The sequence below is a fragment of the Bacillus sp. BP-3 genome, from assembly GCF_028401955.1.
In the GTDB taxonomy this organism is placed as follows: Bacteria; Bacillota; Bacilli; order Bacillales; family Bacillaceae_G; genus Bacillus_A.
The window spans coordinates 14,914-38,822 of sequence record NZ_JAQOTJ010000006.1; the positions used below are offsets into that span (position 1 = coordinate 14,914).

The 23,909-nt window shown below is 37.5% G+C and carries 21 protein-coding genes; 14 read left to right on the forward strand and 7 right to left on the reverse strand.

Annotated elements, in window-relative coordinates:
- Window positions 1–190: 190 nt before the first annotated feature.
- Window positions 191–574, reverse strand: a complete 384-nt coding sequence (locus PLX19_RS11565) for a YgaP family membrane protein (RefSeq protein ID WP_272188751.1) — start codon at window positions 572–574, stop codon at window positions 191–193.
- 195 nt (window positions 575–769) lie between these two features.
- Here PLX19_RS11565 and PLX19_RS11570 point away from each other — a divergent pair, with 195 nt between their 5' ends.
- The 6 genes from PLX19_RS11570 to pruA all read left to right on the forward strand — a co-directional run bounded on the left by PLX19_RS11570 (window position 770) and on the right by pruA (window position 9,677).
- On the forward strand, window positions 770–1,459 hold the full coding sequence (locus PLX19_RS11570; RefSeq protein WP_272188752.1) for a heptaprenylglyceryl phosphate synthase: 690 nt from the start codon (window positions 770–772) through the stop codon (window positions 1,457–1,459).
- Entirely contained in the window at window positions 1,460–3,700 is a 2,241-nt protein-coding gene (pcrA, locus tag PLX19_RS11575) for a DNA helicase PcrA (RefSeq protein ID WP_272188753.1), read from the forward strand.
- Between the two features lie 15 nt (window positions 3,701–3,715).
- Window positions 3,716–5,725, forward strand: a complete 2,010-nt coding sequence (gene ligA, locus PLX19_RS11580) for an NAD-dependent DNA ligase LigA (protein WP_272188754.1) — start codon at window positions 3,716–3,718, stop codon at window positions 5,723–5,725.
- A 16-nt stretch (window positions 5,726–5,741) separates the two neighbouring features.
- Window positions 5,742–6,917, forward strand: a complete 1,176-nt coding sequence (locus tag PLX19_RS11585; RefSeq protein ID WP_272188755.1) for a CamS family sex pheromone protein — start codon at window positions 5,742–5,744, stop codon at window positions 6,915–6,917.
- 281 nt (window positions 6,918–7,198) lie between these two features.
- Window positions 7,199–7,969, forward strand: a complete 771-nt coding sequence (locus PLX19_RS11590) for a TSUP family transporter (protein ID WP_272188756.1) — start codon at window positions 7,199–7,201, stop codon at window positions 7,967–7,969.
- Window positions 7,970–8,129: 160 nt separating this feature from the next.
- Entirely contained in the window at window positions 8,130–9,677 is a 1,548-nt protein-coding gene (gene pruA / locus PLX19_RS11595) for an L-glutamate gamma-semialdehyde dehydrogenase (RefSeq protein ID WP_272188757.1), read from the forward strand.
- Between the two features lie 40 nt (window positions 9,678–9,717).
- Here the strand turns inward: pruA and PLX19_RS26190 are convergent, their stop codons facing one another.
- From PLX19_RS26190 to PLX19_RS11620, 6 genes are all read right to left on the reverse strand, one after another.
- The gene (locus tag PLX19_RS26190; RefSeq protein WP_442869044.1) at window positions 9,718–10,020 is read right to left on the reverse strand and encodes a PH domain-containing protein; all 303 of its coding nucleotides are present in this window, start codon (window positions 10,018–10,020) and stop codon (window positions 9,718–9,720) included.
- A gap of 362 nt (window positions 10,021–10,382) precedes the next feature.
- Window positions 10,383–10,946 carry a cysteine hydrolase family protein gene (locus tag PLX19_RS11600; protein ID WP_272188758.1) on the reverse strand — a complete coding sequence of 188 codons (564 nt, stop codon included), beginning with the start codon at window positions 10,944–10,946 and terminating at the stop codon, window positions 10,383–10,385.
- A 129-nt stretch (window positions 10,947–11,075) separates the two neighbouring features.
- A complete protein-coding gene (locus PLX19_RS11605) occupies window positions 11,076–11,561 on the reverse strand; it encodes an HXXEE domain-containing protein (protein WP_272188759.1) in 486 nt (161 codons plus the stop codon).
- Between the two features lie 178 nt (window positions 11,562–11,739).
- Window positions 11,740–11,934 (reverse strand): DUF3926 domain-containing protein, encoded by a 195-nt coding sequence (locus PLX19_RS11610; protein WP_272188760.1) that lies wholly within the window; start codon window positions 11,932–11,934, stop codon window positions 11,740–11,742.
- Window positions 11,927–13,108 carry an ArsA family ATPase gene (locus PLX19_RS11615; RefSeq protein ID WP_272188761.1) on the reverse strand — a complete coding sequence of 394 codons (1,182 nt, stop codon included), beginning with the start codon at window positions 13,106–13,108 and terminating at the stop codon, window positions 11,927–11,929. The genes PLX19_RS11610 and PLX19_RS11615 overlap by 8 nt, the downstream gene beginning before the upstream one ends.
- 76 nt (window positions 13,109–13,184) lie before the next feature.
- Complete coding sequence (locus PLX19_RS11620) at window positions 13,185–13,667, reverse strand: MarR family winged helix-turn-helix transcriptional regulator (protein WP_272188763.1); 483 nt, start codon at window positions 13,665–13,667, stop codon at window positions 13,185–13,187.
- Window positions 13,668–13,899: 232 nt separating this feature from the next.
- On the opposite strand from PLX19_RS11620, the gene PLX19_RS11625 reads away from it, so the two are divergent.
- From PLX19_RS11625 to PLX19_RS11660, 8 genes are all read left to right on the forward strand, one after another.
- Window positions 13,900–14,151 carry a YiaA/YiaB family inner membrane protein gene (locus PLX19_RS11625; RefSeq protein ID WP_272188764.1) on the forward strand — a complete coding sequence of 84 codons (252 nt, stop codon included), beginning with the start codon at window positions 13,900–13,902 and terminating at the stop codon, window positions 14,149–14,151.
- Between the two features lie 161 nt (window positions 14,152–14,312).
- Window positions 14,313–14,603 carry an Asp-tRNA(Asn)/Glu-tRNA(Gln) amidotransferase subunit GatC gene (gatC, locus tag PLX19_RS11630; RefSeq protein WP_020062440.1) on the forward strand — a complete coding sequence of 97 codons (291 nt, stop codon included), beginning with the start codon at window positions 14,313–14,315 and terminating at the stop codon, window positions 14,601–14,603.
- A 15-nt stretch (window positions 14,604–14,618) separates the two neighbouring features.
- The gene (gene gatA, locus PLX19_RS11635) at window positions 14,619–16,076 is read left to right on the forward strand and encodes an Asp-tRNA(Asn)/Glu-tRNA(Gln) amidotransferase subunit GatA (protein WP_272188766.1); all 1,458 of its coding nucleotides are present in this window, start codon (window positions 14,619–14,621) and stop codon (window positions 16,074–16,076) included.
- 14 nt (window positions 16,077–16,090) lie between these two features.
- Window positions 16,091–17,521: an Asp-tRNA(Asn)/Glu-tRNA(Gln) amidotransferase subunit GatB gene (gene gatB, locus PLX19_RS11640; RefSeq protein ID WP_272188767.1), complete on the forward strand. Its 1,431-nt coding sequence runs from the start codon at window positions 16,091–16,093 to the stop codon at window positions 17,519–17,521.
- Between the two features lie 507 nt (window positions 17,522–18,028).
- A complete protein-coding gene (locus PLX19_RS11645; protein WP_272188768.1) occupies window positions 18,029–18,931 on the forward strand; it encodes a diacylglycerol kinase in 903 nt (300 codons plus the stop codon).
- Between the two features lie 340 nt (window positions 18,932–19,271).
- Window positions 19,272–20,633: a 4-aminobutyrate--2-oxoglutarate transaminase gene (gene gabT, locus PLX19_RS11650; protein WP_272188769.1), complete on the forward strand. Its 1,362-nt coding sequence runs from the start codon at window positions 19,272–19,274 to the stop codon at window positions 20,631–20,633.
- 305 nt (window positions 20,634–20,938) lie between these two features.
- On the forward strand, window positions 20,939–22,315 hold the full coding sequence (locus PLX19_RS11655; protein ID WP_272188770.1) for a sigma-54 interaction domain-containing protein: 1,377 nt from the start codon (window positions 20,939–20,941) through the stop codon (window positions 22,313–22,315).
- A 156-nt stretch (window positions 22,316–22,471) separates the two neighbouring features.
- A complete protein-coding gene (locus PLX19_RS11660) occupies window positions 22,472–23,875 on the forward strand; it encodes an NAD-dependent succinate-semialdehyde dehydrogenase (RefSeq protein ID WP_442869048.1) in 1,404 nt (467 codons plus the stop codon).
- The last annotated feature ends 34 nt before the right edge of the window (window positions 23,876–23,909 follow it).

Sequence of the window (23,909 nt, forward strand, 5' to 3'; positions counted from 1 at the left end):
CCTCCTTTTGATATAAAAATGATATCACTTTTATATCAAAGGTGACAATAGGTTTTGTGGTAATTTTTAGAAAAAATAAAAAAATAACAAATAGAACATTAGTTCTTGTTTGTGGTAAAATAAAAAAAACTTAGCCACCCACTGCAGCAGCTAAGTTTCTTTGAGAGCATCTTGCATGTTGACAAATGATTCAAAGCGGTTTGGACAGAAGAGCCTTTTCAAGTTCAGACTCAATTTCTTTATCAGAAGCATCATAACTTCCATGGCTTGTCTTCTCGTCTTTATGAGAAGTAGGATGTGCTTCTTGTTTATTAGACTGTCCATTCTTCATAAAATCCATGCCTGGCATTTTTAAATCGGGAATGTTCATATATTTACTAAATTTGCATGCTTCGACAATAGGACAGAAACGAATGATGCCTTCTGCGATTCTCATTGCCCCGACCCAAAGCATAATTTTTGACCAAGTACACCATGGTTTTCTTACAAGCTTTGCAGTGCTGCAACTAAGCAATACAAGACCAAGTGTAATACGAATAAGGGCATTTATTGTGCCGATGTTTTGCTTGACCAAGACATTCACTCCTTTTCAGCAGCTTTGAAATAGGTTTATCCATTTCAAGAGTTATTGTTCCTTGTGTGCTTTTCCCATATACAATCCAACATTTGACGTAGAAAAAGATGTTGTACGGAACGTGTGTCAGTACCTTATTTTTTGTTATAATGAAAGAATGTGTAAAGATGATTAGAGAAAAGGAAGGGTGTTTTCATGTACGATATTTCACAGTGGAAACATGTATTTAAACTTGATCCCAATAAGGAGTTAAGTGATGAACATTTAGAGCTTATTTGTGAATCAGGAACGGACGCTATTACTGTGGGCGGAAGCGATGGAATTACAATTGATAATGTATTGCACATGCTCGTAAGCATTCGTAGATATGCGGTTCCTTGTGTATTAGAAGTTTCAACGTTGGATTCGATTACACCAGGATTCGATTTTTATTACATCCCGAGTGTATTAAATAGTCAGAAGGTAGAATGGGTAACAGGCCTTCATCATGCGGCATTGAAAGAATATGGAGATATTATGAACTGGGATGAAATTTTCATGCAAGGATATTGTGTGTTAAATCCAGAAGCGAAAGTAGCAAAGTTAACGGAAGCAAATTGTGAATTATCAGAAGACGATGTGATTGCATATGCGCGTATGGCGGATAAACTTCTTCACTTACCAATTTTCTATTTAGAATACAGTGGTACGTATGGGGATGTAGAGCTTGTAAGAAAAGTGAAAGCTGAGCTGCAGAGTGCAACATTATACTACGGCGGCGGAATTGCAAATGCAGATCAAGCGAAGGAAATGGCACAATATGCGGATACAGTTGTCGTTGGAAATTTAGTTTATGAAGATATAAAGAAAGCTTTAGCAACAGTAAAAGCTGTAAAAGGAGAGTAGGTGACCGAATATATGAGTATAACAGAAAAATTATTAACAGGATTAAATCCGCAGCAACAAAAAGCTGTACAAGCAACGTCTGGGCCATTGTTACTTATGGCGGGAGCAGGTAGTGGTAAGACGCGTGTGTTAACGCACCGCATTGCTTATTTACTTGGCGAAAAAGGTGTTGCACCGTGGAATATACTTGCAATTACGTTTACAAATAAAGCGGCACGTGAAATGCGTGAGCGTATTGATAAACTTATTGGTCCTGAAGCGGAGGATATTTGGATTTCAACATTCCACTCTATGTGTGTCCGCATTTTACGACGAGATATTGATCGCATTGGTATTAATCGTAACTTTACGATTTTAGATGCAAGTGATCAATTAACAGTTGTGAAAAAAATTATGAAAGAGCGCAACGTTGATCCGAAGAAGTTTGAACCGCGTTCTATTCTTGCGGGAATTAGCAATGCGAAAAATGAATTGTTATCTCCAGAAAAATATGCGAAAAAAATCTCAATTGCAGATCCATATGAAAAGCTGACGAGCGATGTATATACAGAATACCAAAAGCGTCTTCTTAAAAATAATGCACTTGATTTTGATGATTTAATTATGACGACTATTCAATTATTTGAACGGATACCAGAAGTACTGGAGTTTTATCAGCGTAAATTCCAATATATTCACGTTGATGAGTATCAAGATACGAACCGTGCTCAGTATATTCTTGTTAATCAATTGGCAGCGCGTTTTAAAAACCTTTGTGTAGTTGGTGACTCAGATCAATCGATTTATCGTTGGCGCGGAGCTGATATTTCGAATATCTTGTCATTTGAAAAAGATTATGACAATGCACAGGTTATTTTATTAGAACAAAACTACCGTTCAACAAAAAGTATTTTACATGCGGCGAATGCGGTTATTGAAAATAATACAAATCGTAAACCGAAGAAGTTATGGACGGATAATCAAGTAGGAAGTAAAATTTCGTATTACCGCGCTGCAACTGAAAAAGATGAAGCATATTTTGTTGCGAAAAAGATTCGTGATGAAATTCAAATGGGAAATCGAAAGTATACAGATTTTGCAGTACTATATCGTACGAATGCTCAGTCCCGTATGGTTGAGGAGATTTTCTTAAAATCAAATATTCCATACAAAATTGTTGGCGGTATTAAATTCTATGATCGTAAAGAAATTAAAGATATGTTGGCGTATTTGCGTTTAATTGCAAACCCAGACGATGAAATTAGCTTTGCACGTATTATTAATGTGCCAAAACGTGGTGTCGGAGCAACATCTATTGATAAGATTATTAATTATGGCGTGCAAAATGGTCTTTCATTGACAGCTGTATTAGACGAAATTGAGCATGTCGGTGTAAGTGCAAAAATTGCAAAGACAGTAGCGGATTTTGCAAAGCAGCTTCATAATTGGGTAAACATGCAAGAGTATTTATCGGTAACAGAACTTGTAGAAGAAGTGTTAGAAAAAACAGGTTACCGTGATGCGCTGAAGAATGAACGTACGTTAGAATCAGAGGGACGTTTAGAAAACTTAGACGAATTTTTATCTGTTACACAAACGTTTGAATCACAGAGTGAAGATAAGAGTCTTGTTGCGTTCTTAACTGATTTAGCACTTGTTGCTGATATTGATCGTGTAGATGAAGATCCGACTGCTGGTGAAGAAGTCATTTTAATGACAATGCACTCTGCAAAAGGATTAGAATTCCCGGTTGTCTTCATTTTAGGATTAGAAGAAGGGATTTTCCCGCATACTCGTTCTTTAATGGAAGAAGATGAAATGCAAGAAGAACGCCGCTTAGCATACGTTGGAATTACACGTGCCGAAGAAGAACTGTACGTAACGAATGCCCAAATGCGAACGATATTTGGTAGAACGAGCATGAATAAAGAATCACGTTTCATCTCGGAAATTCCTGAGGATCTTATTGAAGCACTTCATGAAGTAAAACCAAAGCGTGAAACTTTTGGTGCGAAGTCTAAACCTACAACTACAACGACAGTTCGTTCCCGTTCAGCCGTTGTTCGTCCAGCTGTGAAAACAACAGGCGGTGAGCAAATTGGTTGGTCAGTTGGTGATAAAGCATCACATCAAAAATGGGGGATTGGCACGGTTGTGAGTGTGAAAGGCGAAGGAGATGGGAAAGAGTTAGACATCGCGTTCCCAAGTCCAATTGGCATTAAACGATTAATGGCTAAATTTGCGCCAGTGACGAAAGTGTAAGAAAGGAGTGAGGTCATGTCGAAAGAAGCAGCACAAAAGCGTATTGAAGAGCTTCGTGACATTTTAAATAGACTTAATTATGAGTATCACGTGCTAGATCAGCCATCTGTATCAGATGCAGAGTATGATCGTCATATGCAAGAGTTAATCAAATTAGAAACAGAACATCCAGAATTTTTTACAGAAGACTCTCCAACCGTTCGTGTTGGCGGAGAGATTCTTGATATTTTTGAGAAAGTAACACATAAATCCCCGATGTTAAGTTTAGGAAATGCTTTTAATGAAGGTGATTTGCGTGATTTTGATCGCAAGGTACGTCAAGGAATTGACGATCAAAATGTAAGATATGTGTGCGAATTAAAAATTGACGGACTGGCGGTTTCCCTTCATTATGAAAAAGGACGCTTCGTTCAAGGAGCAACTCGTGGTGATGGTATAACGGGTGAGGATATTACGCAAAATTTAAAAACGATTAAAGCGATTCCGCTGCGTTTAACAGAAGAAATGACGCTAGAAGCGCGCGGAGAAGCGTACATGCCGAAACGTTCATTTGTGAAATTAAATGAAGAAAAAGAACAGAATGGAGAAGCGGTCTTTGCGAACCCACGAAATGCAGCTGCGGGTTCATTGCGTCAATTAGATCCAAAAATTGCAGCAAAGCGCAATTTATCTTTATTCGTATATGGGCTTACGAATTTAGAAGGAAAGACGATTGCGTCGCATAGTGAATCGTTAAACCTTTTAGGAGAGCTTGGATTTAAAACGAACCCGAATCGCCGAGTTTGCGAAACAATTGATGAGGTCATTCATTACGTGCAAGAGTGGCAAGAAAAACGTCCGCATCTTGATTATGAAATTGATGGTATCGTTATTAAAGTAGACGATATATCCCTTCAAGAAAGCTTAGGAACAACAGCGAAAAGTCCAAGATGGGCTATTGCATATAAATTCCCAGCTGAAGAAGTTGTTACAAAACTGACGGGTATTGAACTAAGCGTTGGACGTACAGGTGTTGTAACCCCAACTGCTGAGTTAGAGCCAGTACGCGTGGCAGGAACGATTGTTCGCCGTGCTTCCTTACACAACGAAGATTTAATTCGTGAAAAAGATATTCGTATTGGCGACTATGTTGTTGTAAAGAAGGCTGGGGACATCATTCCTGAAGTTGTAAATGTTATTGTAGACCGCCGCACAGGTGAAGAAGAAGAGTTTCGTATGCCAACGCATTGCCCGGCATGTGAGAGTGAACTTGTTCGTTTGGAAGAAGAAGTTGCGCTTCGCTGTATCAATCCAGCATGCCCGGCACAAATTCGAGAAGGATTAATTCACTTTGTATCACGTAATGCGATGAATATTGACGGACTAGGCGAACGGGTCATTACGCAGTTATTTGATGCGGATTATATTCGTACATTTGCAGATCTTTATACATTAACGAAAGAACAGTTATTACAACTAGAACGTTTTGGAGAAAAATCTGCTTCAAATCTAGTACAAGCGATTGAAGCTTCCAAAGATAATTCATTAGAACGATTACTGTTCGGTCTTGGGGTTCGCCATGTTGGAGCAAAAGCCGCTCGTACATTAGCGGAACATTATGAAACGATGGATAACATCGTGAATGCTACAGAAGAAGAGCTGACAACTATTAATGAAATTGGCGAAAAAATGGCGCAATCGATCGTTACGTATTTTGATAATGAAGATGTACAAGAGCTATTACAACAATTTAAGTCATATGGTGTGAATATGACTTATAAAGGGATAAAACGAGCAGAATTAGAAAACATTGAATCTTATTTTGCAGGAAAAACAGTTGTGTTAACAGGAAAACTAGAAGTGATGGGACGAAGTGAAGCGAAAAAGAAAATTGAAGCGCTTGGCGGGAAAGTCACAGGCAGTGTAAGCAAAAGTACAGACTTAGTCGTTGCAGGAGAAGCCGCGGGGTCTAAGTTAGCGCAAGCACAAAAACATAACGTTGAGATTTGGGATGAAGCGAGGTTCTTACAAGAGCTCAATAATTAAGAGGTGCAAAGTTACCATGAAAAAAGTGATATTAGCAGCGTTAAGCCTTGGATTACTTCTTAGTGGATGTAGTATAGGGCCAAAAAAAGAAGAAAAAATCGTAGAAAAAGGGAATTCGAAAGAGAAATCAATTATTTCGAAATACTCGATTTCAGATGATTATTATAAAACGGCACTTCCTTTTGAAAAAGGATCGGCGCGAGGATTAGCTGTGAAAGGATTAAATAGCCGTTTAGATGTTGATGAATTTGAAACAGGATTAATGCGCATTGCGAAAGAATCATACGATACGAAAGATTATATATTTCAAGGTGGAAAGTATTTAGATAAGGATACGATACAAGCATTAATCGAGAGAAAACGTACACCCGAGAAGCAAAGTGAGTTAGAAAAAGCGTTGAAGAAAAAATTGCCGAACGGTTTAAATCCAGAGCTACCACCAGGAGAACCGGAAACACTGGAAGCGAGAAATCAAAAGAGTCCAATGTATTTATCGCAAATTTTAGAACAGGATTACTTAAAAATAAAAGGTGAGAACCAAGCAGAGATAGGCGGAGTTGTTATCGGCCTTGCGATGAATTCAGTTCATTATTATACAGAGCAACACGGTTATCCGCGTGAACAAAAAATTGATGATAAAACATTACTAGAACAAGGGCAAAAAATGGCGCAAGAAATCTTACCACTTCTGCGCCAAAAAGATGACTTGAAAAATGTTCCGATTACGTTTGCGATTTACAGACAGGAAGCAAAATCTTCACTTGTACCAGGCTCCTTTTTATCATATACAACAGTTGATAAAGGCAGCGATAAAGTAGACGATTGGAAAGCCTTAGACGAGAAATATTATTTATTCCCTTCTAATGAAGCAGAAACGAATTATCGTGATGATGCAACAAGTGTAAAGAACTTCAATGCAAAATTAGCGCAGTATTTTACAGGTGATTATACTGCAGTTGTAGGCAGAGGATTCTATAAAGATGGTCAATTAAAAGAATTGAAGCTTGAGATTCCAGTTCAGTTTAATGGAAAGGCAGAGGTCATTGGATTTACACAATATGTAGCCGGGGCTGTTACCGATTTCCCTAATTATATTAAAGTGCAAGTTACAATTAAATCTGTAGACCGTCCAGAAGCAATTATTATTCGTGACGTAAAACAAGATAAGCCGTTTGTTCAAATGTTAGATTAAGAAAAGTCGTTCCTTTTATGAGGAACGACTTTTTTGTATATAAATTCATTTTGATTTTTAAGCATATAAGTCACTGCTATTTTAGAATGAAAAGTGACATGAAATTGCTTTTTCTCTTTGTTTTCGTATTGCCCGTGGCAGGAAAAGGACCTAACTGATTCTATGCATGGCCAGATGCTCTCGCCCCCTAAACTTCGTGTTTTAATTTATATTTATATAGTAGAAATTTTGCTATAATTTTTAATGTTGTTAATAAAGAAGGGGATCGAGGGAAAGTACAGATGGAAGATTTAAGTTTGCAAGTCATTATACTACTTATTGCTTTCGGTTTTTTAGCATCATTTATTGATTCTATTGTTGGAGGAGGAGGTTTAATTTCACTTCCGGCACTTATGTTTGTAGGGTTACCTCCAGCTTCGGCAATCGCAACAAATAAATTGGCGGCAACAATGGGTTCGTTTACGAGTACAATGTATTTTATTCGTTCTAAAAAAGTAGATTTTCGCATTGTAGGGAAACTTATTCCGTTCACAATTGTTGGGGCAGTTGCAGGTGCATTTGTTGTAAAATTCATTCCACCGGATGTGTTGCGTCCTATGGTATTAGTTTTACTTGTATTAATTGCTATTTATATTATTGTAAAAAAAGATTGGGGTAGTGTATCTACTTATAAAAAAATGACGAAGGGAAAAACATTTTTATTTTATCTAGTCATTTTGATTATTGGATTTTATGATGGTTTCTTCGGACCAGGTACAGGCTCCTTTTTAATTTTTGCATTTTTATTAATCGGTTTGGATTTTATCCGCGCGGCTGCTGCTGGTCGAATTTTAAATTTTGTTAGCAATATTGTATCGCTGATTACATTTTTATTTTTAGGAGCGATTCAATTTAAATATGGTTTAATTATGGGTGTATCAATGGTCGCAGGTGCATATTTTGGTTCGAGATTTGCTGTTAAAAAGGGTGTAGGATATGTACGAATTTTATTCTTGGCAGTAACAATTTTATTAATTGGTAAGAATTTTTGGGAATACATTCATATTTCATAACATGGTGCATATGCATCATGTTGTTTTTTTATTTATTATATTTGAAAAATTATTTAATTTTAAAAATATAAGTCTAAGAATATTTGAACAAATCTAAATTATCGTGTAGAATAATATTGTATTTAATGTAAACGTTTTTTTCTAAGGGGAGGCTAAAATAATGGTAGTAGCATACAAACATGAGCCATTTACAGATTTTACAGTAGAGGCAAATAAAGTTGCGTTTGAAGAAGGTTTAAAGAAAGTAGAATCTTATCTTGGACAAGACTATCCATTAATTATTGGGGGAGAAAAGATCACTACAGACGAGAAAATCGTTTCTGTAAATCCTGCAAATAAAGAAGAAGTCGTTGGCCGCGTTTCAAAAGCAAGTCGTGAATTAGCAGAGAAAGCAATGCAAGTAGCGGATGAAACATTCCAAACTTGGAGAAAAACAAAACCAGAAATGCGTGCAGATATTTTATTCCGCGCAGCTGCAATCGTTCGCCGCAGAAAACATGAGTTTTCCGCAATTCTTGTAAAAGAAGCAGGTAAGCCATGGAATGAGGCAGATGCTGATACAGCAGAAGCAATTGACTTCATGGAGTATTATGGTCGTCAAATGTTGAAATTAAAAGATGGCATTCCGGTAGAAAGCCGTCCAATTGAATATAATCGTTTTTCTTACATTCCATTAGGAGTAGGTGTTATCATTTCTCCTTGGAACTTCCCGTTTGCTATTATGGCAGGGATGACAACAGCTGCATTAGTGTCTGGTAACACTGTATTATTAAAACCAGCTAGTACGACACCTGTAGTGGCAGCGAAGTTTATGGAAGTATTAGAAGAAGCTGGCTTACCAGCAGGCGTAGTAAACTTCATTCCTGGTAGCGGTTCTGAAGTTGGTGACTACTTAGTAGATCATCCTCGTACACGCTTCATTAGCTTCACTGGATCACGCGATGTTGGTATTCGTATTTACGAACGCGCAGCAAAGGTAAATCCAGGACAAATTTGGTTAAAACGCGTTATCGCTGAAATGGGCGGTAAAGATACAATCGTTGTTGATAAAGAAGCAGATCTTGAATTAGCAGCAAAATCTATCGTTGCATCTGCATTTGGATTCTCAGGACAAAAATGTTCTGCATGTTCTCGCGCAGTAATCCATGAGGATGTATACGATCACGTATTAAACCGTGCAATTGAATTAACAAATGAATTAACAGTAGGAAACCCAGCTGAAAAAGGCATAAACATGGGACCTGTTAACGACCAAGCTGCATTTGATAAAGTAATGAGCTACGTTGCGATTGGTAAAGAAGAAGGTAAACTTGTAGCAGGTGGCGAAGGTGATGATTCTCAAGGGTGGTTCATCAAACCAACAATCATTGCTGACGTTGCAGAAGATGCTCGTCTTATGAAAGAAGAAATCTTCGGACCGGTTGTAGCATTCTGCAAAGCAAAAGACTTTGATCATGCACTTGCAATTGCGAACAATACAGAATACGGTTTAACAGGAGCTGTTGTTTCTAATAACCGTGAACATATTGAAAAGGCACGTGAAGACTTCCACGTTGGTAACTTATACTTCAACCGTGGATGTACTGGAGCAATCGTAGGTTACCAACCATTTGGTGGCTTTAACATGTCTGGTACAGACTCTAAAGCAGGTGGCCCTGACTATTTAGCACTTCACATGCAAGCAAAAACTACTTCTGAAACTTTATAAGAAGTATAGGAAAGACCTTCTCGTAACCGAGAAGGTCTTTTTATATATTAAACAGAATGAGTTTGATGGAGCATTGGCACTTCTCTTGCATTGTTTTCATAAATAAATCGGGGTCTTTTGGTGACGATATAAGAGCAATATCATAATTGCTATAAGTAATTTCTAAGCGTTTAAACGTCCAGGCAGGTGCGGAAAGTAAGTTGTAGGTGTATCTGATGCTAGTTATTTCATGGAGTGGAATCATAGTTTTGGTGAAACCAAATACAGCAACAAGATGTGTACTTGTAATCTCGTGATAAGAATGAAATAGTGCCCATAGAAGCATACCGATAATAGATACCATGTATTATAATAGCCCTGCATCAACTTGGTCTGTGAAGAACAGGAGAAATAGTATGGGGCATAATGCAATAATGAGTAGAGACAGCAATGGGTTACGTTGAATGGAAAATTTCACGAGTTATACCTTCTTTGTTATCGGTTTACCTTATTTTGGATATTTATACTTAATTTAAGTGGAAAACGCACAAAATGACTAGAAAATTTTACCCGTTCGTCATATTTCTTTGTATAAATTTTATAAATTTCCTGTATAATACAATTGAAGGAAAATCTATGATTAGACAAGAAGACACCGCTTTCAGTTTGCTCGCTGAAGGCGGTGTTTTTTATATACTTTAAGAAAAATAGAAACAATTTCTTTCGTTAAGCTTGAAGTGATTGCTCGCGTTGTAAAAATTCCGCTTCGCTTATTACCTCAGCATATACGCCGTTTAAAGCAGCTAGAATGGTATTGTGAATGTATACAGCCGGAATAGAAACGTTTTTAAAGACTAAATCTTTCGTTGCACACGCATCATGTATCAATGTGCATGTAAAGCCAAGGTCAAAGGCGGCACGTACTGTAGCATCAATACACATATGAGTCATCATGCCGCATATAACGACGTGTTCAATTTGTAAATTTTGTAATTCTTCTAATAGCGGCGTTTCACGAAAACTATTAGGAAAATGCTTCAGTATGACCGTTTCATGCTGAAAAGGACGAACACTTTCATGAATATGTACGCCTTCTGTATTCGGAAGAAAAAACGTTGCATTTTCCTGCATGGAAACATGTTGAATATGAAAAATAGGCTGATTTGTTTTACGGAAATGTTGAAGTATGCGCGTTGCATATTCGCTTGCTTCATCGGCGTTTCGCAGTTCCATCTTTCCATTTGGAAAATAATCATTTTGGATATCAACGAGTAAAAGAGCAGTTTTCATTTCAGTTACAGCCCCCCAGTTTTCAATTTTATATTCATTTAATTATTCCATAACTTTAGAGGGTTTTCCTTTTCACAAAGTGTGAGATAAAGAAATTTACATGAAATTAAAATTGAATTGTTTTAGTTTTTAATAAATCTGTTTAGAAATGGATTTTCCTATTTTGAATAAAATGGGGATTAAACTCGCTAACACTCCTGCTACTATAAGTGTGGACAAAAATAACTCGTTAAAAGTTAGTTCGTTATTTTTAAAAAATTGATAAAGAATAAAGCTATTAATAGGGATATTCAATAACATGCCAGTTAAAAGGCCTGGTGCATATCTTTTTAACACGATACTTGCGAGTAAATGAGGAAAAATAGCGTTAATAATCATTGAACTAATGAAGCCAATAAGAATATATTTAGCCAGACTTGAATTTGGAGAAAATAGATAATAAAAAGTTGAAAGGTAAGCTAAAGAAGTAATAACAATAACTGCAAAATAAAATTCGTTTTTCCCTACAGGTTTGTGGAATTTTGAGGCGTGATTTGACCACTCTGGTAACCATACTGCTTCTTCTAAATTATGTAATGTAATAGCAAATAAAAATAAAATAACCAATTCTCCCAATGAAAACCCCTCCTCTGTCCAATTTAGTTCTATTAAATAATTAGTGTGTATTGCGACGCTAATGCAGTATTTTTTCAAAAATCTACCCTACACATGGAAGTCTTAATTTTGCATGAGATTAAAACTAAGAAATTTAAGTGGAGGAGACCAGGATTTTCCCTGGTCTTTTCCTATATCATTATTCAATTGTCACACGTTTTAAAGAAGTTTCTGCAGGCTGCTTCGGTTCCTTTACATAAGAAGTGAGTTCTTCCTGAAATATATTTAATACCCCTTTTGCGCGCTGCTGAAGCGGGGCAGGTAATTCATTTATCATATATGCTCCAATCTCAATTTTCGTTCGAATCATTTTGCGTAGTAAGTCTTCACGCATGAACAATACCTCCAAATCGAATGTTGAGGACATCACCTTCAAATTTTGCACCTTGAATGGATAAATGCGTCAATGTTTTTGGTAATGTAATGTTTCGTTTTACGGAACCGGCGCGAATAATCAATTCGTCACCTTTTTGATTTAAAGAGAGTTCACTTTTATCAGAGAATGGGATGGATAGCACAAAGATATATTCATCCCCGTTTTTCGTGACATACTGCGTTCGGCCGTTGAATTTTACCGCAGTCGGATCTGGATCATGTTTAAATAAAGCATCGCCGACACGCTCTAACATAGATAAGCCGACTACTTCTTGTTCAAACATAGGTGCTTCGTAAATAGGGAGAGGCTGAAAACTATCTTGAATTAATGCTTTATATTTCTTTTGCGCATCTTTCCATGCTTGAAAATATGAATCTGTTACAGTATCAGGGATGACGCGATTAATCATGATGGCATCAACATTGTAGTCATATAAATTTAAATATGTGAAGCTGCGCTGTGCTTCTTTAATCACCATTTTTTCTGGATTTACAACAACGCGAATACTCGTTACTTCTCGGTTGGATAAAATCTCTCTCATTTCACCGAGTTGTTCGAGAGTATTTGTTAATTCTTCCATGGTATCGTCGGTAGGAAGGGGGAACCCGATAAGTGGCTGTGCAACGGGCCGTACGACTTTTAATACTTTACGTTTAATTGGAAATAGTTTTTCCATCCACCAGCCGAGCATATCAGGAAAGCTTAACATTGCTAATGTTTCGCCAGTTGGAGCACAATCAATAATGATGACATCGTATGTTTTTTGTTTATAGTAATCTAAAACGCGCAGTAAACTAATTAAATCTTCCATACCTGGGAACATCGTAAGTTCCTCTGTAGTAATATCGTCAGCTGCTTTTGATGTAAATAGCAATGTAATATATTTTTGCAGTTTCCCCCAGCCTTTTTCCATTTCATAGATTGTATTAATTTCTTGCGCCCATAGGTTTTCACAAATTTCTTGAGGCTCTGATGAAAGTTTCATACCAAAGGAATCTCCTAAGCTATGTGCAGGGTCTGTGCTCATGACTAACGTTTTTAATCCTTGCTTTGCGCTTTGCATTGCTGTTGCTGCTGAAATACTTGTTTTTCCCACGCCGCCTTTACCAGTGTATAAAATAATTCTCATCATTCATATCCCCTTTGTTTCGATAGTCGAATATTACGAGAGCCGAAATAAATTTTTGAATAAAAACCCGCAGAGGGGTCTATTCAATCGGAATGTTTTTCATCTTAGGTGAAGTAAGCTTTTCTTCTGGTTTTGGTTGTGATGTAGCGATATGATTCATGATTTTTTGGAAGATCTGTAGTAAAAATGCTTTTTCTTCTTCTGATAGCGCCTCTGTTACAAGGTTAAAGTAATAAGCAGCATTTTGTTTTACTTCTTCTACAAGCTCTATACCAGTTTCCGTTAAACGAATCAATACAATGCGACGATCACTTTCATTTCGGTAGCGCTCAATATATCCTTTTTTTACGAGACGATTGACTACACCTGTTGTTGTACTCATTGGAATATCGAGAAGTTCCGCAATTTTACTCATTGTAATGTCTGTATTTCGCTCCATCCAAAGCAAGCAAAATACTTCTGTTTTTGAAAGTGATAAATCAAGGCTTACCCATTCCTCTGGATAGAAAAGCTTCTTGGCGTTATCAAGCAGTAAGTCTAAAAAATGTTCGTATTGCAGCAATTATTTCCACTCCCGTATATTTCGAGGTTCGTAATATATTTCTCATTCTATGTTCAATTGTAATAAATGTCAATTGTTTTTAAATTTTCAGACTAAATTCATTTTATTCTTTATAAAGAATTATATATATGCTAGAGTAATACAAAAGATAGGGTATTTTACATATTATTTCATAATATGGATAATAATGAACTATCTAATGGTGAATTGGGCAATGATAAGGGGGATAATAATGAGAAGGAGAAATACTCAAGCGTTCACATTTTTAGCATGGACATCTTTTGTTTGTGCGCTTTCTGGTATGTTAATTGGTATTTATACATTAGAAGAACCACTTAGTGTAAAAGGCTATTATTTACTTGGTACATTATTTTTAACGATGTCTAGTTTTGTGCTGCAAAAAACAATTCGTGATAATGAAGAAGATAATGCAAACAACATCCATACTGAACCAATTTCTAAAAAAGAAACAATTGAGAAGTAAGATGGAATTTTATATAGCAAATTGATAAGGAAGGCGAAAGCCTTTCTTTTTTTGTCTAAAAATGAGTGAAGTGTGCTGTGTTTACTTGCTTGAACTACTGAAAATTTGGTATCATCAATAGTATTGTAGATTGTACGATATATTATGGAGGTGGCCTAGCCGTGTCAAGAATTTCCGTTGAGAATGTAAAGCACGTTGCCCATTTAGCGCGTCTTGCAATTACAGATCAAGAAGCAGAAAAATTTCAAAAACAACTCGATGCAATTGTTACATTTGCTGAGCAGTTAAATGAATTAGATACAACAAACGTAAAACCAACAACTCACGTACTAGATATGAAGAATATTATGCGTGAAGATGTACCTGAAAAAGGTTTACCAGTTGAAGAAGTATTAAAAAATGCACCGGATCACAAAGAGAATCAAATCCGTGTTCCAGCAGTATTAGAATAGAGGAGGGGAATTTCGATGTCATTATTTGATCATTCTGTATCAGAGTTACACAAAAAATTACATAGCAAAGAAATTTCCGTTACGGATTTAGTAGAGGAATCTTACAAACGTATTGCGGATGTTGAAGATAAAGTACAAGCTTTTCTTACATTAGATGAAGAAAGTGCACGTGCAAAAGCGAAAGAATTAGATGCGAAGTTAGGCGCTGAAGATAACGGTTTACTATTTGGTATGCCAATTGGTGTGAAAGATAACATCGTAACAAAAGGTCTTCGTACAACATGTGCGAGCAAAATATTAGCAAATTTTGACCCGATTTATGATGCAACAGTTGTGCAAAAGCTAAACGCTGCTGACACAATTACAATCGGTAAATTAAACATGGACGAGTTTGCAATGGGTTCTTCTAACGAAAACTCTGGTTTTTATGCAACAAAGAATCCATGGAATTTAGATTATGTTCCAGGCGGATCTAGTGGTGGTTCTGCGGCAGCAGTAGCGGCAGGAGAAGTATTATTCTCTTTAGGTTCTGATACAGGTGGTTCTATCCGTCAACCAGCTGCATATTGCGGCGTTGTTGGTTTAAAACCAACATATGGTCGTGTATCTCGCTTCGGTTTAGTTGCGTTTGCATCTTCTCTTGACCAAATCGGACCGATTACGCGTACAGTAGAAGACAACGCATACTTACTACAAGCTATTTCTGGTGTGGACCGTATGGATACAACTTCTGCAAACATTGAAGTTGGGAATTACTTAGCTGGTTTAACAGGCGACGTAAAAGGCTTACGCATTGCTGTACCAAAAGAATACTTAGGTGAAGGTGTTGGCGAAGAAGCTCGTGAATCCGTACTAGCTGCTTTAAAAGTGTTAGAAGGCATGGGCGCTACTTGGGAAGAAGTTTCGCTTCCACACTCTAAATATGCATTAGCAACATATTACTTAATCTCTTCTTCTGAAGCGTCTGCAAACCTTTCACGATTTGATGGCGTACGTTACGGCGTTCGTTCTGATAATGTGAATAATTTAATAGACCTTTATAAGAATACACGTAGCGAAGGCTTCGGGGATGAAGTAAAACGTCGTATTATGCTTGGTACATTTGCACTTAGCTCTGGTTACTATGATGCATATTACAAAAAAGCACAACAAGTACGTACATTAATTAAAAATGATTTTGAAAATGTATTTGCAAACTATGATGTTATTATTGGACCAACAACGCCAACTCCAGCGTTTAAAGTGGGCGAAAAAGTTGATGATCCAATGACAATGTATGCAAATGATATTTTAACAATTCCAGTAAACTTAGCAGGTGTTCCAGCAATTTCTGTTCCATGTGGATTCGGTGCAAACAACATGCCACTTGGACTACAAATTATCGGTAAACACTTTGATGAAGCAACAATTTATCGCGTTGCACATGCGTTCGAGCAAGCAACAGACTATCATACAAAAAAAGCAAGTCTGTAAGGAGGCGAGCATAGATGAATTTTGAAACAATTATCGGTTTAGAGGTTCACGTTGAGTTAAAAACGAATTCGAAAATTTTCTCTGCGAGTCCAACAGAATTTGGAGCTGATCCAAATACACAAACAAGTGTAATTGACTTAGGATATCCTGGGGTGCTTCCAACTCTAAATAAAGAGGCAGTTAACTTTGCAATGAAAGCTGCAATGGCATTAAACTGTGAAATCGCAACAGAAACAAAGTTTGACCGTAAAAACTATTTCTATCCAGATAACCCGAAAGCATACCAAATTTCTCAATATGATAAACCAATTGGGGAAAATGGTTGGATTGAAATTGAAGTAGGCGGTAAAAAGAAACGTATCGGTATTACACGCCTTCATTTAGAAGAAGATGCAGGTAAATCAACGCATACAAGCGAAGGCTACTCACTAGTAGATTACAACCGTCAAGGTATGCCATTAATCGAGATCGTATCTGAGCCAGATATGCGTACACCAGAAGAAGCGTATGCATACTTAGAAAAGTTAAAATCAATCATTCAATATACAGGCGTATCTGATTGTAAGATGGAAGAGGGTTCCCTTCGTTGTGATGCGAACATTTCCCTTCGTCCAGTTGGACAAGAGAAATTCGGTACAAAAGCGGAATTGAAAAACTTAAACTCTTTCACTTATGTACAAAAAGGTCTTGAGTTTGAACAAGTGCGTCAAGAAAAAGAGCTATTATCGGGTGGTATCATTCAACAAGAAACACGCCGCTATGATGAAGCAACGAAGAAAACAATCTTAATGCGTGTAAAAGAAGGATCTGACGATTACCGTTACTTCCCAGAGCCAGACTTAGTAGAGCTTTACATCGATGATGAGTGGAAAGAGCGCGTTCGTGCTTCTATTCCTGAGCTTCCAGATGCTCGTAAAGTACGTTATGTTGAGGAGCTTGGCTTGCCAGCTTATGATGCACACGTATTAACGTTAACGAAAGAGATGTCTGATTTCTTCGAAGCAACAGTTGCAGATGGTGCAGACGCGAAATTAACATCAAACTGGTTAATGGGTGAAGTATTAGCATACTTAAACAAACAACAAAAAGAATTACAAGACGTAGCACTAACACCAGCTGGTTTATCTAAAATGATTCAATTAATTGAAAAAGGTACAATTTCGTCTAAAATTGCGAAAAAAGTATTTAACGAGTTAATTGAAAACGGTGGAGACCCAGAAGAAATCGTAAAAGCAAAAGGTCTTGTTCAAATTTCTGACGAAGGAGCTCTTCGTAAGGTTGTAACAGAAATTCTTGATAATAATGAACAATCTATTGAAGATTTCAAAAACGGTAAAGACCGTGCAATTGGCTTCTTAGTTGGTCAAATTATGAAAGCGACAAAAGGACAAGCAAACCCGCCGCTTGTTAACAAAATCTTACTTGAAGAGATTAACAAACGATAATAAAAAAAAGCGGAGCCGACTGTTTAGCCCTGACGGATAAGGTTCTTTCGCCCAGAAAGTGTTTTTTACTTTCTCGTGCGGAAGGTTCTTAGACGCAAAGGGCTAGGAGGCAGAGCTGGACATAAAGAAAAGCGGAGCTAGACAGTAACAACAACGATTAATCAGAAAAGCACCCATACATGGGTGTTTTTCTGGGTTAATCAAACGTTTGTTTAAATGGTATTTCGTTTAAACAAACGTTTGATTAACTGACAAATATAAACAAAAAGCTGTCATGTTAAGTATGGTAAGGTAGTTGCAAAAAGCTTGTAATAATGATAAATCTAAATTTAGAGAGAATTTTTTCAGCATATGAAATAAATAGTTCCTTAATGTGAAAAATGAAGTTATAGGGCTTCGTGAGAGTGAAAAATGGAAGGAGGGTATGCATAGGAATGCTAAGTAAGTGCTTAGCGGCTATTCCTTTCCCTTTTTTGATGAATGAGGGTTTTCCTGTGCTAATGTTATATGAAACGAGCAAGAATTATTTATAATCCAACTTCTGGTCGTGAGTTGTTTAAGAAGAACTTACCGGAAGTACTGCAAAAATTAGAACAAGCAGGATATGAGACATCATGTCATGCGACGACAGGTCCTGGAGATGCTACTGTGGCAGCGAGGCAAGCGGCAGAGCGTAAATTTGATGTTGTGATTGCAGCAGGTGGCGACGGTACATTAAATGAAGTTGTGAATGGGTTAGTTGGAAATGAACATCGTCCAAAGTTCGGAATTATTCCAGTTGGCACAACAAATGACTTTGCTAGGGCGATTGGTGTACCTCGTTCAATTGAAGAAGCTGTTGATATCATTTGTGCTGGTCAAACAGTACCTCTCGATCTTGGAAGAGCAAATGATACATATTTTATTAATATTGCAGGCGGTGGCCGCATAACGGAATTAACATATGAAGTACCAAGTAAGTTAAAAACAGTACTTGGACAACTTGCGTATTATTTAAAAGGTATTGAAATGTTACCATCCTTACATCCAACATATGTAGAAATTGAATATGATGGAAAAATATTACGAGAAGAAATTACAATGTTTTTGATTACAAATACACGATCAGTCGGCGGCTTTGAAAAAGTAGCGCCGTATGCTTCTATTAATGATGGTTTGTTTGATTTGTTAATATTAAAAAAAGGATCGATTGCGGACTTAATTAAAGCAGCGACACAAGCGCAGCGCGGTGAGCATATCAATAATCCAAAAGTGTTATATACACAAGCAAACCGAATTAAAGTACATTCAACAGAAAAACTAATGATTAATTTAGATGGTGAATACGGCGGCGATGCACCGATGGAGTTTGAAAATGTGTATCATTGTTTGGAATTATTTATTCCAAAGCAAGAAGAAACTACCTTGTAAGAGGTAGTTTTTTTGTGAAGAAAGGAAAATGAATACAAACTGAAAAACCGATATAAAAAATCTTTCTTTTTTGGGGGAGGCGAGAGCAACTGGCCATGCGTAGAAGCGGTCAGTGCCTTTTTTAAAACAAAGAAAGAAAGCGAGAGCAGATCATGTTGTGTTTTGCATAGCAGCTTATATAGAGAAACCTTTTAGATAAGTCATTATAGACTTGAAATAAGTCTTTGATGACTTATTTTTTGTGTCGAAACGTACGGAAACATAAGAGAATCGTGCATTTATAAGTTGGCACAAATTTTGCATTATAAAAGGAAAATGACTAAAAGAGGTGGAGAATATTATGAAAACAAATTTTGCAAAAGTAAATGAAAATATTCCGGGTTCAAAAGCAGCTTCTTTATTTGAACGCCGTCAAAATATTGTACCAAGAGGAGTAAGCAATGGAATTCAAACATTTGTACAGTCGGCTCAAGGAGCACTTGTGACAGATGTGGATGGAAATCAATTTATCGACTTTGCGGGAGCAATCGGTACAATTAACGTCGGACATTGTCATCCGACCGTTACAGAAGCTCTTCATAAGCAAATCGATCAATATATCCATACAGGTTTTAACGTAATGATGTATGAGTCATATATTGAATTAGCAGAAAAGCTAGCTGCGCTTGCACCAGGTGACTTTGATAAGCAAGTTTTGTTTTTAAATAGCGGAGCTGAAGCGGTTGAGAATGCAGTGAAAATTGCTCGTAAGTATACGAAACGAACAGGGATTATTGCTTTTACAAAAGGGTTTCACGGCCGTACATTAATGACAATGACAATGACAAGTAAAGTAAAGCCATATAAAAACGGATTTGGTCCATTTGCACCAGAAGTATATAAAGCTCCATTTCCTTACGAATACCGTCGTCCAGCGGGCTTAACAGAAGAACAATATGAAGATTTCATTATTGAAGAGTTTAAGAATTTCTTAATCACAGAAGTTGCACCAGAAAGTATTGCTGCTGTTGTGATGGAGCCTGTACAAGGAGAAGGGGGCTTTATTGTTCCGGGTAAAAAGTTTGTGAAAGAAGTACACCGCTTATGTGCTGAACATGGCATTTTGTTCGTTGCTGACGAAATTCAAACAGGATTTGGCCGTACAGGGAAATATTTTGCGATTGACCATTACGATGTCGTACCAGATTTAATTACGGTATCGAAATCGCTAGGAGCAGGCGTGCCAATTAGCGGTGTAATTGGCCGAAAAGAAGTAATGAATGAGGCCACGCCGGGTGAATTAGGCGGAACATATGCAGGAAGTCCATTAGGATGCAGTGCTGCATTAGCTGTTCTTGAAGTAATGGAGAAGGAAAATTTAAATGCAAGAGCTGTGCATATTGGAAAAGTAGTGATGAATCGTTTTGATCAAATGGCTAAAAAATATGAATGCATTGGTGATGTTCGCGGATTAGGAGCGATGTGTGCCTTTGAATTAGTGAAAGACAAAATAACGAAAGAACCGAATAAAGAACTAGCTGCCAAAATTATTGCAGAAACAAATAAGAGAGGCTTGTTACTATTAACGGCAGGTACGTACGGAAATGTCGTTCGCGTGTTAATGCCACTTGTAATTACGGATGAGCAACTTGAAGAAGGGCTTATGATTTTAGAAGAGTCGCTTCAATCTTGTTATGGAAAAGTAGATAAAGCGCACGTGTAAAAACCTCTTTCTTTTAGGTGGGCGAGAGCGACTGGCCGTGCAAGGAGCGTCTGCCACTAAAACAAAAGGAGGAAGCAAGTAGCAGTCTTATTGTGTTCTGCGAGGCCGCGCTTGAAGCTGTATTAAATATATATTTTAAAAACTTGTTTGCCACTGTTCCCATGCTCCCTGTTATATAATGATAAGAAAGCATTATATAAATTGGACGTGTTTGCATATTATGCCTATTAAAAGATAAACTCTGCGGTATTTCAAAACAGGGTTATGAAACTTTTAAAATATTTAAACCTCAGGGAGTGACTGGGATGGTGGCGGAAAAGGAACGAGCGTTTATGGATTTAAAAGATGTATTTGAATACGCTTTTGATGAAATTTTTGTAACAGATGAGAAAGGGATTGTCGTTCGTGTAAACAGCATGTGTGAAAGACATTACCAGTTACCGGCGGAACAATTAATAGGTAAGAGTGTAAAAGAGCTGCAGAAGGAAGGGATTTTTTATCCATCGGCAACTCTTGAAGTGATTGAAAAACAGAAGCCGATTGAACTTGTGCAAACAACAAAATCGGGAGAGTATTTACATGTTCGGACGCGACCAGTTTTTGATGATCAAGGCAATTTACGAAGGGTCATTAGCTACTCACGTGATTTAACAGAGCTCTATCAATTGCGCCAACAGGTAGAGACAATGACTGATCAATTAAAAACGTATAAAAAAGAATTACGAGAAACATATGAACATGAAGGGCTTATTTTCAAAAGTGCAGCGATGGAGAGAATAGTTGGAACAATAAAAAAGGTATCTGTAGTCGATAGTACAGTTCTAGTTTTAGGAGAGACCGGAGTTGGGAAAAGTCGATTAGTACGCCATTTACATGAACTGAGCCACAGGAAAAACGAAATGCTTTATGAAATCAATTGTGCAGCTCTGCCAACAAATTTAATTGAATCTGAACTATTTGGATATGCAGGTGGTTCTTTTACGGGTGCGCATCGTGAAGGGAAAAAAGGGATTTTAGAATTGGCTCATAAAGGAACGCTCTTTTTAGATGAAATTGGAGAAATGCCTCTTGAAATTCAGGCGAAACTTTTACAAGTATTACAGGAAAAAACGTTTCGTTCAGTAGGGGGCAGAGAATTAAAAAAAGTAGATATTCGCATTGTAGCTGCAACGAATAGAAATTTGCAAGAGATGGTGAAGCAGGGAACGTTTCGAAAGGATTTATACTATCGTCTTAACGTTATCCCCATTCATATTCCTCCTTTACGTGAGAGGCAGGAAGACATTTTACCACTCGTTTCTTATTACTTGCAGCATTTTAACGAGAAGTATGGCCGCAATGTGACATTATCCCCGCATGTGTTGCATGCATTTTTAGAATATCCGTGGGAAGGAAACAACCGCGAAATAGAAAATGTAATGGAACGTGTTGTCATTACCGCGGACGAGCTTGTTACAATGGACGATTTACCGTTATCTATGCAAAAGTCGACGATTGAGCAATCGGGAAAAAGTTTGTATGAAATGTTAGAAGAAGTAGAGCGCAGTATTATTTTAAAGACTTATAAAGTGCACGGATCAAGCTATAAAGTGGCGGAAGCACTAAAGATTAGTCAGTCTGCGGCAACGAGGAAAATTAAAAAGTTTATTGAAGAGGAAGGGACTTCAATAAATACAAATTGATAAAGTCGCCTTTTTTAGAAGGGCGAGAGCGGGTTATGTAGTGTTCTGCATGATCGCGAGCATCTCATTTTTTATGTTACATAAAAAGGTATATCATAGTAAATATAAAGGAGGACGAACAAGTTGGATAAAAAAGCAATATTAGATAAGAAAGCGATGTACATAAATGGTGAGTGGATTCATTTGCATGAGCAAATTGAAATTAACAATCCTGCTACGCAAGAAGTGTTTGCTACTGTTCCGAAGGGCGGAGTAACGGAGGCGAAGCAAGCGGTGGATGCGGCACATGATGCATTTAAGACTTGGTCGAAGTTAACAGCAGCAGAGCGTGCGAATAAATTGAAAAAGTGGTTTACATTAATTGATGAGCATAAAGAAGAAATCGCCTCTATTATGACAAAGGAACAAGGAAAACCGTTTGCGGAAGCGCTTGGTGAAGTAAATTATGCAAATAGTTTTGTAGAATGGTATGCGGAAGAAGGAAAGCGTATATATGGCGAAATGATTCCTGCTTCTCACCCGAATAAACGAATCCTTGTATCGAAACAACCTGTTGGTGTCATAGCAGCAATTACGCCGTGGAACTTCCCGGCAGCCATGATTACAAGAAAAGTAGCACCTGCATTAGCAGCTGGTTGTACGGCAGTTGTGAAACCAGCAAGTCAAACGCCATTAACAGCGTTAAAACTAGCTGAGCTGGCGCATGAAGCAGACATTCCAAAAGGTGTTTTAAATATTGTAACAGGCAGCGCGAAAGCAATTGCTGATACATGGATGAATGATGGACGTGTGAGAAAGGTATCCTTTACGGGATCAACGGAAATTGGAAAAGAATTAATGCGGGGTGCGGCAGAAACAATGAAAAAAGTTTCCCTAGAGTTAGGTGGCCATGCACCATTTATTGTGATGAATGATGCAGATTTAGATAAAGCTGTTGAAGCGGTAATCGGTTCGAAATTCCGTAATGCTGGTCAAACGTGCATTTGTACAAATCGTGTGTTTGTGCAAGAAGATGTATATGAAAATTTTGTAGAGAAGTTTCAAAAAGCTGTCGGAGAATTACAGGTAGGTGACGGTTTTGCAGAGGGAACAACTGTTGGGCCGCTTATCGATCAATCAGCTGTTGAAAAAGTACAGGAACATATAGAAGATGCCATTCAAAAGGGTGGAAAGGTACTGAACGGAGGAGTTGCAGAATTAGAAGGTTACTTTGTTCAGCCAACTGTAATCGGCGAAGCAAATGATGAGATGTTATGTATGACAGAAGAAACATTCGGGCCGCTTGCACCTGTTGCGAAATTTAAAACAGCTGAAGAAGTAATTGAGCGTGCGAATAATACGCCGTACGGCCTAGCCGCATATGTCTTTACAACAAATATTAGCCAAGCATTTCAAATTAGTGAAGCATTGGAATACGGAATTATTGGCTTAAATGACGGTCTTCCATCGGTTGCACAAGCGCCATTTGGTGGATTTAAAGAAAGTGGTATCGGCCGTGAAGGTGGTCACTTTGGAATTGAAGAGTATGTAGAAATTAAATATATTTCATTAGGACTATAAAAAGAATCGCATCAACGAAAACGTTGATGCGATT